13 protein-coding genes and 1 pseudogene are annotated in these 14,639 nt (G+C 64.7%); 8 read left to right on the plus strand and 6 right to left on the minus strand.

The window, feature by feature from the left end; translation table 11 throughout:
• Positions 1-18: 18 nt before the first annotated feature.
• Positions 19-1,053, minus strand: a complete 1,035-nt coding sequence (locus WFK98_RS24975) for an NAD-dependent epimerase (protein WP_336802192.1) — start codon at positions 1,051-1,053, stop codon at positions 19-21.
• Between the two features lie 461 nt (positions 1,054-1,514).
• Positions 1,515-2,075: a transcription termination/antitermination NusG family protein gene (locus WFK98_RS24980; protein WP_336802193.1), complete on the minus strand. Its 561-nt coding sequence runs from the start codon at positions 2,073-2,075 to the stop codon at positions 1,515-1,517.
• A 548-nt stretch (positions 2,076-2,623) separates the two neighbouring features.
• On the opposite strand from WFK98_RS24980, the pseudogene WFK98_RS24985 reads away from it, so the two are divergent.
• The 4 genes and pseudogenes from WFK98_RS24985 to WFK98_RS25000 all read left to right on the plus strand — a co-directional run.
• Positions 2,624-3,130 (plus strand): annotated as a pseudogene (locus WFK98_RS24985) (DUF3604 domain-containing protein); the annotation flags it as partial.
• Positions 3,131-3,327: 197 nt separating this feature from the next.
• A complete protein-coding gene (locus WFK98_RS24990; RefSeq protein ID WP_336802194.1) occupies positions 3,328-4,179 on the plus strand; it encodes a peptidylprolyl isomerase in 852 nt (283 codons plus the stop codon).
• The gene (locus tag WFK98_RS24995) at positions 4,176-5,174 is read left to right on the plus strand and encodes a HupE/UreJ family protein (RefSeq protein ID WP_336802195.1); all 999 of its coding nucleotides are present in this window, start codon (positions 4,176-4,178) and stop codon (positions 5,172-5,174) included. Before WFK98_RS24990 ends, WFK98_RS24995 begins: the two co-directional genes overlap by 4 nt.
• Positions 5,175-5,672: 498 nt before the next feature.
• A complete protein-coding gene (locus WFK98_RS25000; protein ID WP_336802196.1) occupies positions 5,673-6,212 on the plus strand; it encodes a hypothetical protein in 540 nt (179 codons plus the stop codon).
• A 98-nt stretch (positions 6,213-6,310) separates the two neighbouring features.
• Here WFK98_RS25000 and WFK98_RS25005 read toward each other — a convergent pair whose 3' ends face one another.
• The 4 genes from WFK98_RS25005 to WFK98_RS25020 form a co-directional block, all read right to left on the minus strand.
• Positions 6,311-6,631: a thermonuclease family protein gene (locus tag WFK98_RS25005; RefSeq protein ID WP_336802197.1), complete on the minus strand. Its 321-nt coding sequence runs from the start codon at positions 6,629-6,631 to the stop codon at positions 6,311-6,313.
• A 136-nt stretch (positions 6,632-6,767) separates the two neighbouring features.
• Positions 6,768-6,926: a hypothetical protein gene (locus WFK98_RS25010; protein WP_266337089.1), complete on the minus strand. Its 159-nt coding sequence runs from the start codon at positions 6,924-6,926 to the stop codon at positions 6,768-6,770.
• 53 nt (positions 6,927-6,979) lie between these two features.
• Positions 6,980-7,747, minus strand: coding sequence for a hypothetical protein (locus WFK98_RS25015; protein ID WP_336802198.1), 768 nt, complete (start codon positions 7,745-7,747; stop codon positions 6,980-6,982).
• A gap of 87 nt (positions 7,748-7,834) precedes the next feature.
• Positions 7,835-8,122 (minus strand): hypothetical protein, encoded by a 288-nt coding sequence (locus WFK98_RS25020; protein WP_266337087.1) that lies wholly within the window; start codon positions 8,120-8,122, stop codon positions 7,835-7,837.
• A 509-nt stretch (positions 8,123-8,631) separates the two neighbouring features.
• On the opposite strand from WFK98_RS25020, the gene WFK98_RS25025 reads away from it, so the two are divergent.
• From WFK98_RS25025 to WFK98_RS25040, 4 genes are all read left to right on the plus strand, one after another.
• Complete coding sequence (locus WFK98_RS25025; RefSeq protein WP_336802199.1) at positions 8,632-10,854, plus strand: sensor histidine kinase; 2,223 nt, start codon at positions 8,632-8,634, stop codon at positions 10,852-10,854.
• Entirely contained in the window at positions 10,851-11,519 is a 669-nt protein-coding gene (locus WFK98_RS25030) for a response regulator (protein ID WP_266337369.1), read from the plus strand. The genes WFK98_RS25025 and WFK98_RS25030 overlap by 4 nt, the downstream gene beginning before the upstream one ends.
• A 418-nt stretch (positions 11,520-11,937) precedes the next feature.
• The gene (locus WFK98_RS25035; RefSeq protein ID WP_336802200.1) at positions 11,938-13,605 is read left to right on the plus strand and encodes a ribulokinase; all 1,668 of its coding nucleotides are present in this window, start codon (positions 11,938-11,940) and stop codon (positions 13,603-13,605) included.
• A gap of 68 nt (positions 13,606-13,673) precedes the next feature.
• Complete coding sequence (locus WFK98_RS25040) at positions 13,674-14,639, plus strand: substrate-binding domain-containing protein (RefSeq protein WP_336802201.1); 966 nt, start codon at positions 13,674-13,676, stop codon at positions 14,637-14,639.

Raw genomic sequence — 14,639 nt, forward strand, 5'->3', positions numbered from 1 at the left:
CGATCATGGAACGGGACTTCACGGGCGTGGGTCACCCTCGTAGTAGGAAAGATACCAGTCGACAAAGGCGCGGACGCCGTCGCGGACAGGGGTCGCTGGCTTGTACCCGACGGCGGCCTGAAGCGCCGAGACATCGGCAAAGGTGTCCGGCACGTCGCCCGGCTGCAGCGGCAGCAGCTCGATGGTCGCCTTGAGGCCGAGCGCCTCCTCCAATGCGCCGACATATTCGGTGAGCTTTACCGGATCATTGTTGCCGATGTTGAAGATCCGATACGGGGCATTGCTGGTGGCGGGATCGGGCGCGTCGCTATTCCAGGCGGGGCTAGGTGCGGCAGGCTGGTCGCTGGCGCGGATGACGCCCTCGACGATATCGCCCACATAGGTGAAATCGCGCGTGTGGTTGCCATTGTTGAAGAGGCGGATCGGCTCGCCGGCGAGAATGCTCTTGGTAAACAGGAAAAGCGCCATATCCGGCCGGCCCCAAGGGCCATAAACGGTAAAAAAGCGCAGCCCTGTTGTCGGGAGCCGGAACAAATGAATGTAGGAATGCGCCATCAGCTCATTGGCGCGCTTCGTAGCCGCGTAGAACTGCAGCGGATGGTCGACGCCCTTGCTCTCCGAGAACGGCATGTCCGTATTGGCGCCATAGACGCTGGAAGTGCTGGCGTAGGTCAGATGCGTGACATTCGCTTGCCTGCACGCTTCGAGGATATTGGTGAAGCCGACGATATTGCTTTCGACATAAGCGTGCGGATTTTCGAGGCTATAGCGAACGCCAGCCTGAGCGGCGAGGTGGATCACCCGGTCAACCCTGTGGTCGCTGAAACAGCGACTGACCGCCGTCCCATCCGCCAGATTGGCGCGGACGAAGTGGAAGCCCGAATTGGTCTGCCCGCTCGTCTCCTGCAGCTTCCGCAGCCGCGTCTCTTTTAGTTCGGGATCGTCGTAGTCATTCACGACATCGAAGCCGACGACATCGTCGCCACGCTCCAGAAGGCGCCTGGCGACGTGAAAACCGATAGAGCCAGCGCTACCGGTAACCAGGACTTTCATCAGAACGCCCCATCCGCCATCGATCTAGGATCGCCCTTGACGAGGTCGCAGATCACCGAATTGTCCTTGGTGAGGGCCTGGTTCCAAACCCAAAGACTAGTGGTACACCGACATGGTCGAGTCCTCTTACCGCGATTTTGCATGGTCCAGATCCCAAGAATGTCCCCCTAAAAGATCCGATTGGCTATCGCCAAAACCTTCCGGCCGCCGTGCCGAGTAGCTTAGACAACTCGCCGCTCCGCGAATGCCGAATTCCGTGCACGTTTGACACATAGTGCGCGACACATCGCGGAGCGCTTCGCTGCTCACATCGAGATCACGACGCAAGCGCATAGCTACCGCACTCCCGGGTGAAACACCCGCGAGCTGACGATAGCGATCACTTATCAAAGCGATTAAATCAAGTGATTTTGTTATCAATAATTCAACAATGCTGCAGCGCAACGAACCAGCGCTGGCGATCAAGACGCAGGCGTCAGATCCCGGGCGTCCATCTGGACCGCAATCTGGCTTTGCATCAACTCCAGAAGCACTCGAACGCGCCCTGCCCCCTCGATGCGGGTCAGCGTTCCGAGCATTTCAGCGAAGGGCCCGACGAGCACGCGCACATGACTGCCTTCAGTCAACATCGGCTGCTCGTTCACAACTCCCGAGGCGTCCGACATCAGCTGCAGTCCCTCGATCAATCCAGACGGGCAGGCCATCGGTCGCCCACCCTGCATGACCAACGAACGGCCACCAACAGTCGAGTTAATCGAGCGCCAACGCTCAGTGGCGACATCCAGCGAAACGAAAACATATCCAGGAAAGAAAGCGACAGACTTTTCAATTGTCTTGCGCGCGTGCCGTACCATACGACGCTGCCTTGGCAGCCAGGAGACAAAGCCCTGGCGGCCGAGATGCAGCTGCGCCAAATCTTCGCGTCCCGGCTGTGCAGCCGCAACATACCAGCGCCGGCCACCTGGGTGTGGTCGCCGAAACTCCGCAGGAGCCTTATTTTGCACTTTGCCTAACTGCGGCATCGCTAGCCCAACAAAAAACTTTCTGCCTAGGGACGACAGGTTCGGTCAGCGAGTGAATGGCACAAATGCGGCATACCCACAAGCGCGGGTAACACCCTCACGCAAGGGCAACCCTCGGTGAGATCGTCTTGATGGTCCAATTCCGCAGTCAGACCAGGACGCTGGCAGAGGTGTTGCCGAAGTGACACCAATCCGCTGTTTCGTCGAGTTGGGAGACGGGCAGAAATTGGCTAGCCCGCAGCCAACTGAGCGGCAGTCCATCAAGCGATGTAACTGGCCGCAAAAACGGCGACCTCACAACGCGCCCAAACGTATCGATCTCTGAGCCATTCACGATAGCCCAACCTACGCCGAAAGAGCGCCATCTGTGGTCTGCGCACCACGCACCCGGCGCGTAGTCCATAATCAGATGATGAGGGATTCACACAGCGCATTGATACTTTCTGCCGCGCTCCATCGTAGCAACGAAAGCCTGCTACGATCTGCTACGATTCACACATTTGAAAATGGCTGATTTCTGCGATTTCTTCTGACTGGCTGGGGCGGGACGGACCCCAGCCAATATCGGCTACGGCAAGGGTGTTCCCATGGGCAGCGACCTGATGCCCGCGCCCGAAGGCGCAGCAGCGCCCAATTTCCTGGTCGCGGCGCTGAAGGACCCCTTCTCGGGCAATCTCGACCGCATCCAGATCATCAAGGGCTGGCTCGATGCCGCGGGCGAGATGCAGGAAAAGATCTATGACGTGGCCTGGTCGGGCGACCGCAAGCCGGGCGCGGATGGCAAGCTGCCCTCGGTCGGCAACACGGTCGATGTGAAGAAGGCGACCTTCACAAACACGATCGGCGCGCCCGAGCTGATCACCGTCTGGACCGATCCCGATTTCGACCCGGCGCTCAAGGCCTTCTACTATGCCCGGGTGCTCGAGATCCCGACGCCGCGCTGGACGGCCTATGACGCGGCCTATTTCAAGGACGCGAAGTTCACCGATGACGTGCCGATGACCGTGAACGAGCGCGCCTATAGCTCGCCGATCTGGTACGGCCCGGCCAAGTGACGACGCGGCGGTCGAGGCAGTCTCGGCGCGGGCACCATCGAGCAAGGCGCCGTTAGCTGCCTCGTCCGGATTGTCGATGCGGGCACCATGATGGGCATGGGCGATCTCGGCGAAAACCCGAGATCGCCGAACTTGCCGCGGCTCGGCTGTGCCGCGTGGCGCAGGCCCTGCAGGGCGGGGCGGAAGGCTGAGGGAAGATGCCGAAGACCAGAATTCGGGCGCTGCTCGCCTCGCCGCTCTTGCATTTCTTCCTGCTGGGAGGGCTTGCCTTCGGCTATTACAACCTCCGGAATCCGGCCTCCGAGCGCCCCGCGCCCGATGACGTGCTGCGGCTCGGGGCGAGCGACGCGCAGCGGCTGACGCTGGATTTCGTCACCACCCGGCATCGCGCCCCGACCCCTGAAGAGCTGCGTAGCCTGATCCGCGACTGGGCCATCGAGGAAGCCTCGGTGCGCGAGGCCCTGGCCCTCGGCCTCGATCAGGGCGATGCGATGATCCGCAACCGGCTGCGCAACAAGATCGAATACCTGGCCGAGGCCCCGGCCGCCGCGCTTACCCCGGACGAGACCACACTTGCCGCCTATTACCAGGCCAATGCCGCGCGTTTCAGCCATGACGGAGAGCTGAGCTTCACGCAGGTCCTGCTGCCCGCAAATGCCAGACCGGAGGAGGTCGCGGCGACGAAGGCGCAGCTTGAACAGGGCGCCGACCCCGGCGCGCTGAACAATTCGAGCCTGCTCCCGCCCGAGGTCGAGGGCATGGCCGCGCCCGCGGTCGAGCGCGTCTTCGGCAAGGGCTTCGGCAACCGCATCGCGGCCCTGCCGCTGGACCATTGGTCCGGCCCTCTGCAAAGCGGCTATGGCGCGCATCTCGTACGGCTCGAGAAACGCCAGGCGGGAGTTCTGCCCCCGCTTGCGCAGGTGCATGATCGCGTGCTGGCCGAATGGCGCGCCGACGAAGCCCGCAAGCTGCGCGATGACTACCTCGCCAAGCTCTTGCAACGCTACCGGCTCGAGCTGCCCGAGATCCCCGACGAGGCCCAACCATGACGCCTCGCGCCGCCTTGCTTGTTCTTCTGATGCTGCTCCTGCACCCCATATCGGCTTTGGCACATGCCCTGGATCCCGGCTACCTCGAGTTGTCGGCGATGGGCGGAGATCGCTGGCGCGTCACCTGGCGGATGCCCGATCTGGGTGGCAGGCCGATGGCCATCACGCCTGAACTGCCGACGAATTGCACCGCCGACGCCCCGCCGGAACCGCATTTCGACGGGCGCGGCTGGAGCACCGCCTATGTCGCGACGTGTCCCGGCGGTCTGGCCGGCGGGCAGATCCGCATCAAGGGGCTGGAAAATACCCGCACCGACACCCTGGTCCGCTACGAGACGGCGCCGGGCAAGGCGGTGACGCAACGCCTGACCTCGGGCGCACCCGACTTTACCGTGCCCGAGGACCCCGGCCGCCTCGAGGTCTTTACAAGCTATGTCTCGCTCGGCGTGACCCATATCCTGGAAGGGGTCGACCACCTGCTGTTCGTTCTGGCGCTGCTGCTGCTCGTGCGGGACCCGCGCCGCCTGCTCTGGGCGGTCACCGCCTTCACCCTCGCGCACAGCATCACGCTTGCCGCCGCGACCATGGGCTGGCTCGACCTGCCCTCGGCACCGGTCGAGGTCGTGATCGCGCTGTCGATCGTTTTCCTCGCCTGGGAGCTTGCCAAGCCGGCCGAGCGACGCGACCAACTCGCGGTGCGATTTCCCGCGCTGGTCTCCTTCGGCTTCGGCCTCGTGCACGGTCTGGGTTTCGCCGGCGCCCTGCGCGAAATCGGCCTGCCGCGAGGCGACATCCCGATGGCGCTGCTGTCGTTCAATATCGGTGTCGAAACCGGTCAGCTGATCTTCATCGGGGTCGTGCTCACGCTTGGCTGGATAGCCCGGCGCCTGCTGCCCCACGTCCTGACTGCCAGCCTTTGGACAAACCGCGTCGCCAGCTACGCGATCGGCAGCATGGCCGCATTCTGGATGCTCGAACGCCTCTACGCATTCTGATGCCGACGGTCAAATCTCATCCAGGCGCCCCCCGTTTGCACGCCAATTCCCCGTCGCGGGATGCGCCAGGACTATCGACGGGGATCAAATGCCGCGAAGCCTCTGCGCGGTATCCGGCCCATCGTTACTGGAGCGCGCGGCCGTAGTCGCGTGTGGCGCGCAGTTCTGGGTCGAATGCGACGTCCGTTGAACCGATGGTCATGAACGAAGAGCGAGGTGGAGAAGGTTCGACAGTAGCCCCAATCGCTCCGCCAGCATTCCTGACCAAATGTTCTTTCAGCAATCAGGCGCAATCGCCCTCGCCTCGAGCCTGCGCTCCTCCCGCCGGCTTTTTCTTGCGTCTCGGCGCTTGAATATCTCGATTAAAATCAATAGATCCAATAGATAATTACTTAAATATTAGACATAATGAGTTATATTTTTCGCTATGAACTATCTATGATTATTCATTATCTGAAATATTCAAGAGAGACCATACGTACGGCAGAGTGATGGGGCATGGAATCTCGTGGCGAATTGCGTTCCGACCCGCCCCAGCCGACAAGGCGCTACGCCTTCATGCTGACGCGCGCCGACGCCCTGGCCTACGAGACGCTTCCCCGAGAAATCATGGGCTGGCGCCGCATCCTGCTCTTTCTCTGGGCTGGCTCGGGCGGAATGGCTGTGGCTTTCCTCCCCGAGGGCTGGGTGGGCGGCGAAGGCAGCTTGCGGTTCTGGGCAATCCTGCTCGCCTGCGTCGCCATTCAATTTGGTCTGGCGACGGCCGCCATGACCGCCTGGGCGTATGTCAAGGCGGCGCGGCGTCTGCCCCGTCCCGTTGCCGTGACAATGCTGGACCATGTCGACCGTCTGGAGTGGCAGGAGCAGGGCGTGATCTCGGTGTTCGCGTCCGAGACGATCGGCCCCGTCATCCAGACGCTCACGCACCTGTTCGTCCATGCGGGCGGCCGCGTCCTCATCCTGCCCGTCCGCGCCTTCGACGGCATGGCCGCAATGTCCGCCTTCGCGAACGAACTCGACAAGCGCATCATCGACTGAATAGCCAGGCGGCTCGCGCCCGGCCTTGGCTATCGCGCGGGAAGATGTGCCTTGTGCTGGCGGATCATGCATGGCGGGACGTCCCGCTTCCCGGAGGATCATTCCCAGATGCCGACTTTCGCGGCGCGCGCCCGATCCTCGAGAGCCTGATAGTCGCCGGAAGCCCGGGCGAGCCCTTCCTTCACCAGCAGCGCTCCGATATCGATGCCGCCGATCCGGCATATTGCCGTTTCTCGCTCCGCAGGGCGGCAGACGACCTCGTCCAGCGCTGCCGCCCGGGCCAATTCTTCGCGAACATGCCGTCCACATGGCCACTTGCGGCCACCCGATGTCGTGCAGACCGCGTCCGCAGACGGCAGATCGACACCGTGCAGGACGAGCCTCTGCCCATGAATCATCACGATATCGTCGCCCGCCATGCGCCCCTCCGCAGCGAAAAGCGGACTGGAACCCAGCAGCAGGGCCGCGAGTGTCAGGACGGTTCGGGAAAGCATGCAGGCGGGCCCTGGAAAAGCGTATGCGGGTCGTATCGAGGAGATTCGCTGGTCGCCGCCGCTAGCGGACGGCCTTTTGCAGACGGCACTGGAAATAGGCTTGCGATCCAGGCGTGGTCCCCTTGGACTTGCAGTAGGCATCGTCTCGCTCGTTGAGCATGCGCGAAACGCAGCCGCTGGTCGAAACGGCCAGCAGCAGGACGAGAAGCAGTCGGATCATGGCGGGTCCGTTGGTTCGGTCGTGTCGATTGGCTGCCGTCTCGGCTCGGGCGATCAGAGCCCGTAGCCGAAGATCGCGGTGATGCGATACTTGTCCTTCACCTTTGCAAAGCAGACATGGCTCTGCGAAAGCCCGAGCGGATCATCGCCATCCTTCAGATACCCCTTCACGCCACCGGCGGTCTGGGCGCGCGTCCAGCCGTCGGGCGTGTCGGGATCATAGTCGGATATCAGCAGCGTGTTCGCCGGCACGCGTTCGCCGCGCCGGCTCCCGGGCGCCTTCGCCAGAAGACGTTCATCAGCAAAGAAATACAGACTATGGGCGTCGAGGTCGAAGCGCCTGGCGAAGGCGCGCACCGCCTTGACGTCCACCTTGTAGGCGGGCGGAGTGCACGTCGCGCCGGGCGCCTCGCGCAGCCTCCCAAAGGTGGCGTCTTCGGAAATGAGAGAGGCGAGAAGCGTCATGGCCGTCAGCCGGTAGTCGGGCACCGGCTGGCCGGCCGCGAACTCGCCCTGCTCCACCATCACATTCGCCATGCCCTCGAGATAGTCGCGCGCAAGCTTCGGACCCGGCCTCCAGCGCTCGAACGGGTCCAGCCCACGCGAGAAGGTCTTGGTTCCGACCGCGAAATAGGCCTCGACCAGCGGAATGTTCTTCTCGCTGCCGGTGGCCGCGATCCCGCGCAACTCGCCCAGAACCTTCCGCAACTCCGAATCCGGCGTGACGATATCGCCATAGGTCGCGCGAAGCTCCCCGGCTTGGGAGGCTTGAGCCGCGGTCGCCGCCAGGAGAGCGACAAGAAGCGCCAGGATCGATTTCATGGGACGTGCACGCCGATGCTTGCCGGCCAACAAGACGAAAGCCGGGGTCCGGCAGAGCCGGGCCGCTCGGCAAGCATCCCCTCGGGGTCAGTCGTTGAGCGTGTAGCGACCGAGTTCGCAGATATTGATCCGCTCACGCGTCACCTCGTCGCCGTCGGCGAAACGAAACTTGAAATCATAGATGCAGTCCCGGCGACGATCCGAAAGATTGACATTCGCCTCGCTGCCGGCGCTGAGCGTCTGGCGACCGAGTATATCGTCTTCCCATTTCTTCACGCGCGTCGGCGACGCCCAGAACGAATGGAGCGTGTAGCTCGTCTGGTTCGACAGGATGAAGGAGCAGGCGTCTCGGCCACGGTTGCATGCCGACGCCATGCCGACAGACGCCGCAAGCAGGGCAAGCGCCGCAGCGGAACGAACCAATGGATTCAGGTTGCAAGGCATTCTTTGTAGACCCCCGTTTGGATGCTGCGCGGCTACACGCGGCCTTCCCATCCCCTGGGGCGCTGCGTTCTAGAGCCGGCAGGTCAGCCAGGGCATCACCGTGCATGGGACCGCGTTGCTTGACAGCCCCTGTTCAGGGGGATGGCGGGTCACAATTTGGCGGTCGAATCCACGTCCCGTTCGGACCGATCCGGCCTCGCTCAGGGCTTCGGCCGCGATAGACCCTTCATCGCCCGGGGCTCCCTCTCGCGGGCGCGCAGGACCGCCCCCGATGAAGGAGACCACCTCAGCCGGACGTAGCGGAATGAAGAGCCATCCGCTAGCATCGCCGCTGGTGCATGTCTCTACATCTGCCTTCTTCCGTCAGTGTTCTGACGAAACCACATTGATCGAACAGCGCGCTATCGGGCGGATGCATCCTTCGCCCGAGGAAGCGCGTGATGGGGCTGGGCCTGTCGATGCCAATCGGTTCGGAGTTGCGGGCGGTCATTCGGCACCGCCCGACGACGATCTTTTCTCTGCTCGCAGTAGCGAGCCTGCTGATAACCGCGTTTTTCGGCGGCCTGGTCGGCATTCTGCCGAGCGCCAACGTCCAGGCACGCCATGGACAGGGCGGCCGCGTGGTGGTTGACGGCCTCGCAGCAGGGATGCGCGAAGGGACCGCCCGCTTTGTCGATCAAGCCGGTCAGATCCGGCTGGAACTGCCGCTCCGCGAACTGATCGGCGAATTGGAGCCGCGCGGAACGCCGGCCGAGAATACCGCCATGTTCGCGCGGCGTGACCAGACCTCGGCGCTGCTGCGCGAAGCTGGCGTCACGCTGCAATTGCCGGATGGGCGCGTGCTGTCGGTTTTCACGGTTCCGTCCCGCGGCTTTCACCTCCAGCTCGATTCCTGGATCGCGCTCGGCGTCGGCTTTCTCTCCCTGATCATCGGCCTGTGGGTGCTGGTGTTGCGCCCGCGCGAACTGACGGCACAGCTGTTTGCGATCAGCGGCGCGTCCCTCTGGACGGCCTCGCTCACCATCGCCCTCACCGTCGAGAGCAGTATTGCCACGCCCGGCTGGGGGATGAAGTACCTGCTGCAGGTCAATCATATCTCGGCACTGGTCTTCAGCTGGGCCCTGGTCTCGATCTTCGGTGTCTATCCGCTTCCGATCGTGCCCCGGATCGCCATTGCGGGTCTGGCGCTGCTGATGGGCGGGCTGGGCGTCGCGGGCCTCTACGATGCGTGGACAGATGTGTTCGGTACGCAGCTGATCGCGATGGTCGCCCTTGTTGTCCTGACCTTCGTGCTCGTCCTGATACAGGCGTGGATATCCCGCAGGGACCCGGTCCATCGCGCATCGGTCGCCTGGATCGGCACGGCGCTGGTCCTCAGCGCGGGGCTGTTCACGGCCGTCAATTTCATACCGCTCCTGATGGGGTCGCCGCCCCTGCTCGGCGACGCCATCGCCATGACCGCGTTCCTGCTGTTCTATTTCGCGCTCGCCGTCGCCATCACGCGCTATCGCATGTTCGATCTCGGCAACTGGACGGTCCATGTCGTCCGCGCCGTCATCGTGCTGCTCTTGATCCTTGTCGCCGACATGGCGCTGGTCTATTGGGCCGGCGAGCAATGGACGCTCTCGATCGCCGTCCTGCTCGTCGCGCTCGCCTGGATGCCGGTACGCGGACGCCTGATGCGGCTGGCGGAACGTCGACGCGACCGGGACAACATGCGTCTGATCCGCGGCGCCAACCAGGTCGCTTTCGCCATCCGGCCGTCCGAGCAGGCAGCGCATTGGCGCGATGCGCTGGCAGCGCAGTTCGATCCGCTCGAGATCTCCGGCGCCAGGGCCGACGTCGCGGAGATCCGCGATGACGGCCGCATCCTCGCCATCCCCTCCCCGCTGGGCGGCGAAGCGCTGGCGCTTGGCTACGCCGGCAAGGGCAGCCGGCTTTTCGACAGCAACGACCTGGAAATGGCCAAGGCGCTCCATCGCCTGGTCGAGGAAATGATCGCCGCCCGCCGGGCCTATGACCAGGGCGTGCGCGAGGAACGAACCCGGATTGCGCGCGACCTGCACGACGATGTCGGAGCGCGTCTCCTGACCGGACTGCACATGGCCGACCAGCGCCTGCGACCGACCCTGCAGGCGGCCATGTCGGATATCCGCGCCATCGTCAGCGGCATGACCGGCGAGCAGGTCTCGCTGGAGCGGCTGCTCAGCGAGGTCCGCCACGAAACCGCACGGCGGCTGGAAGCGACCGATATCCGCCTCGACTGGCCGCTTTCCGAAGAGCCAGACGAAGAATGCCTGCTGGACTATCGCCGGAACAAGGCGATCACCTCCGCCTTCCGCGAGGTGGTCAGCAATGTTATCCGCCATGCCCGGGCCACGACGCTGCAGGTTCGGATCTCGGCCGGTGTCGACCGGCTCGACGCCGTGGTCCGCGACGATGGCGACGGCATGCCGGAAGCCGCGCTTGCCGGTGAAACCCAGGGCTTCGGCCTGCGCAATCTGAAGCGGCGCCTGATCGACGTCGGCGGGCAGATCGATATCCGGTCCGGCCCGGGGGGAACCGAAATCAGCCTTTCGATGCCACTCGGTCTCGCAGCCGCTTCGTCAACCTCTAAACAGGGGGTGACAGAGCCACGGGGCGATCTACCTTGGCCGACATGATGGAAACAACCACGGCAAGATTGTGCCTGCTGGTCGAGGACCAGCCGCGAAGCCGCGACTGGCTGCTTGGCGTGTTGACGGCCGCCTTTCCGGGAATCGGCGTGGTTGCTTTCGCTCGCCGGGCCGAAGCCCTGGCATGGCTCGCGGAACGGCAGGGCTCCGGCGTGCCGGGATTCGATCTGGCGCTGATCGATCTTGGCTTGCCGGACGGCTCCGGCATCGACCTGGTGCGAAAGCTGGTGGAAGCTTGGCCTGATGTCATGCCGGTGATCGCTACCATCTACGACGACGACGCGCATATCTTCGAGGCCATCGCCGCCGGCGCGCGCGGCTATGTGCTGAAGGACGAGGAGGCGGACCTCCTGATTGGCATCCTGCGCCGGATCGATCGGGGCGAGCCTTCGCTTTCGCCATCGGTCGCCCATCGCCTGCTCGCCCATTTCCGCGCGCCGCCTTCCAAGAGCGGCGACGAGGCGGGCCTCACCCCCCGCGAGACCGAAACACTGACCCTCCTGGCGCGGGGCCTGACGGTTGCCGAGACGGCGGAGCGGATGGGGCTGAGGCCGCAGACCGTCGCGGGCTACGTCAAGGTGATCTACCAGAAGCTGAGCATTTCCACGCGGGCGGAAGCAACGCGCGAGGCGGTTCGACGCCGGCTGTGCTGACGGCCAAATACTTTCGCGAAACCCGCCCCCGCCTGAACCGGGTCTGTCAGCCAATGGCGCAGACAGCCTCGGAAGCGAGCGCTATCCCCCTCCCTCTTCCGCCACAGCCGTCAAGCCGTGGCCCGGCTGCCGGAGTGCCTCGCTTCGCCATGTCGACGAGGCCTTGGGAAGTCGTCCGGCCGGCGATCGACATCCACGCAGTCCCCTCAACCGGAACGCGCGGGAAAACCTCCTTGATATCAAGGCGATAGCGAGGTTCGACGGCGAAGCTGGATTTATATAGGTCTAAAAATATACATAACTGAATTGACTTATGTTCACGTCTGGACATTTATGAGTCCCTAGGGAGGAGGACGTCACGATCGGCGCTCCGTCCCGATCTGCGGCTCCGCCGCGCATCGACGAGACGTGGTGAACCGTGGCTGACCTTTATCTCCTGGGCCTGGACTTCGGAACGGAATCGGCGCGCGGCGTGCGGATCAACGCGGCGACGGGCGCCCAGGAAGCCACCCACACCCATGCCTACCGCCACGGCGTGATGACCTCGGCACTGCCGGACGGGACGCCACTGCCTCCTGCCTATGCGCTGCAGAACGCCACGGACTATCTGGAGGCGGCGGAGGCCATCCTCTCGACCATTGGCCGCGACCATGCCATTGCCGGCATCGGCATCGGCTTCACCGCCAGCACGCCGCTGCCGGCGCGTGCCGACGGCACGGCGCTGTCCGTCCTGCATCCGAGCGAGCCGCACGCCTATGTGAAGCTTTGGAAGCATGCGGCGGCGCAGCCCTATGCCGATCTCTTCAATGTTCGCGGCGGCGCCTATCTGGAGAATTTCGGCGGTCGGCTCTCCGGCGAATGGCTGCTGGCCAAGGCGGCGCAGATCGAGGCCGAGGCACCGGCGATCTGGCAGCAGGCCGACCGTTTCATCGAGGCCGGCGACTGGCTCGTCTGGCAGCTGACCGGCCTCGAAGCGCGCAGCCTCGATTTCGCGGCCTACAAGGCCCAGTTCTCGGCCGCCGGTGGCTACCCGAGCAATGTCGTGGCAGGGCTTGCCGACCGCCTGTCGCCCCCGCTGCCGGTCGGCACTCCGGCCGGGCTGTTGACGCCGGAATGGCAGCAGCGGACCGGCATCCGCGGCGACGCCGTCGTGGCCGTCGCGGTGATCGATTCGCATGTCGTGCTTCCCGCCGTGGGCGGCACGGTGGCCGGCACGCTCGTCAGCGCGCTCGGCACCTCGGCCGCCTATCTCCTGCTTGGCGACAGGGCGCGCGCGCTTCCCGCCGGCATAGAGGGCGTCGCCGACGGCGCCGCCCTTCCCAATCTCTGCTGCTACGAGGCGGGCCAGGCCGGCTTCGGCGACACGCTCGGCTGGTTTGTGAAGACCTTTCCGCGCGGTGCCGACACGGCCGAGAGCTTCCGCATCTATGACGAGAGCGCCGCCGGCCTCGCGCCCGGAGAAGGCCGGCTGGTCGCGCTCGACTGGTGGAGCGGCAACCGCGTTCCCTTCGCCGATTCGAGCCTGAGCGGACTGCTCGTCGGCCTCAACCTCTCGACCAGCGCGGCGCAGATCTACCGCGCCCTGCTCGAAGCGCTCTGCTACGGCGCACGCTCGATCTTCGATCATCTCGCCGCCGGCGGCCTGCCGATCGAGCGCGTCATCATGACGAGTGGCCTGTCGCGCCGGAACCCGCTTCTGCTGCAGATCATGGCGGACGTGCTCGATCGCGAGATCGAGATTCCCGACATCGCCAACCCTACCGCCGTCGGCGCGGCGATCCATGGCGCGGTCGCGGCCGGCGTCGTTTCAAGCTTCACCGAGGGCGCGGCGCGGTTCGGCGCCAGCCGCTTCGACCGCTATCGCCCCGATCCAGAACATGCCGCGCTCTACGCGGTTCTCTACGACCAGTATCGCCAGCTCGCCGCCGACGACCAGATCCGTCGGTCCATGCGCGCGCTCGGGCAGGCGGGTGGCATTCCGGACGGCTCGCCGGGAACGCCGCGGTATCCGAGCCAGGGCCCGGACGGCGCCGCGGCGCCAACGGGATCCCAGCCCGAGGCCGGCCCGTCCCGGGCTCGCGCCTAAGTCGACAAAAACCAGGTTTGGAGGAGACCAGGACTATGTTGAAGACAAGCACCCGGACGATCCGGTCCATGGCCATGCCAGCCGCCCTCGCGCTTACCGCGACCGTCGCGCTCGCGTCCGCCGCCGGCGCCGAGGAGAAGGGCTTCCTGATCGGCATCGTCGAGCAGCAGCTCGCCAACCCGTTCTTCGCCAAGCTGCAGCAGGCCGGCGTCGACGCCGCCAAGAAGCACGGCCTCGAGACGATGACAGCGGAATCGAGCGTCGCCGGCGATTCGGCGACCCAGCTCGCGGCGATCGAGAACATGATCAATCGCGGCGTGAAGGGCATCGTTCTCGACCCCGCCAACGCCTCCGCCCTGGTCAAGATCGTCCAGAAGGCGCGCGATGCCGGCATCATCGTCGTCACCACCAACACCTCGCTCGAGCCCGCGACCGCGGCCGACGCCTCTTATGAGACCGACAACCTCGCCGCCGGCGAGCTGATCGGCAAATGGGCGAAGGCCCGGCTCGGGAGCACACCGGCCCGCGTCGCCATGCTCGACTACGACCTCTCCGACAAGACCGCCAAGGCCCGCCATGACGGCTTCCTGAAGGGCTTCGGCCTGACCGAGACCTCGCCCGAGATCGCCGGCACGGCGCTGACCCAGGCGAATGTCGAGACCGGCCAGTCGTCGATGGAAAACCTGCTTTCGGCCCATCCCGACATCAACGCCGTCTACACCATCAACGAGCCGGCGGCGCAGGGCGCGTTCCTGGCCATCAAGAAGGCGAAGAAGGACATCGTCCTGACCTCGATCGACGGCAGCTGCTCGGGCGTGCGCAGCGTCGCCGACGGCACCATCGGCGCCACCGTGATGCAGTTCCCGTCCAACATGGGCCAGCTCGCCGTCGACGCCATCGTCACCGCCGTCAACGGCGGCGCCAAGCCGACCGGCATCAACAATTCCGGCACCATCCTCATCACCGACAACCCGGTCGATGGCATCGAATCCAAGGACTCCAAGTGGGGCCTGGAAAACTGCTGGGGAGAGTAA

Source organism: Kaistia sp. MMO-174, assembly GCF_037147815.1.
Lineage (GTDB): Bacteria > Pseudomonadota > Alphaproteobacteria > Rhizobiales > Kaistiaceae > Kaistia > Kaistia nematophila.

Excerpts from the sequence above, each read along its gene's own strand:
- WFK98_RS24975 (WP_336802192.1), bottom strand. The coding sequence starts at position 1,053 with ATGAAAGTCCTGGTTACCGGTAGCGCTGGCTCTATCGGTTTTCACGTC.
- WFK98_RS25020 (WP_266337087.1), bottom strand. The coding sequence starts at position 8,122 with ATGGCGTCGGCATGCAACCGTGGCCGAGACGCCTGCTCCTTCATCCTG.
- WFK98_RS24990 (WP_336802194.1), top strand. The coding sequence starts at position 3,328 with ATGCCGAAGACCAGAATTCGGGCGCTGCTCGCCTCGCCGCTCTTGCAT.
- WFK98_RS25015 (WP_336802198.1), bottom strand. The coding sequence starts at position 7,747 with ATGAAATCGATCCTGGCGCTTCTTGTCGCTCTCCTGGCGGCGACCGCG.
- WFK98_RS25040 (WP_336802201.1), top strand. The coding sequence starts at position 13,674 with ATGGCCATGCCAGCCGCCCTCGCGCTTACCGCGACCGTCGCGCTCGCG.
- WFK98_RS25005 (WP_336802197.1), bottom strand. The coding sequence starts at position 6,631 with ATGGCGGGCGACGATATCGTGATGATTCATGGGCAGAGGCTCGTCCTG.
- WFK98_RS24995 (WP_336802195.1), top strand. The coding sequence starts at position 4,176 with ATGACGCCTCGCGCCGCCTTGCTTGTTCTTCTGATGCTGCTCCTGCAC.
- WFK98_RS24980 (WP_336802193.1), bottom strand. The coding sequence starts at position 2,075 with ATGCCGCAGTTAGGCAAAGTGCAAAATAAGGCTCCTGCGGAGTTTCGG.
- WFK98_RS25030 (WP_266337369.1), top strand. The coding sequence starts at position 10,851 with ATGATGGAAACAACCACGGCAAGATTGTGCCTGCTGGTCGAGGACCAG.
- WFK98_RS25025 (WP_336802199.1), top strand. The coding sequence starts at position 8,632 with ATGGGGCTGGGCCTGTCGATGCCAATCGGTTCGGAGTTGCGGGCGGTC.
- WFK98_RS25000 (WP_336802196.1), top strand. The coding sequence starts at position 5,673 with ATGGAATCTCGTGGCGAATTGCGTTCCGACCCGCCCCAGCCGACAAGG.
- WFK98_RS25010 (WP_266337089.1), bottom strand. The coding sequence starts at position 6,926 with ATGATCCGACTGCTTCTCGTCCTGCTGCTGGCCGTTTCGACCAGCGGC.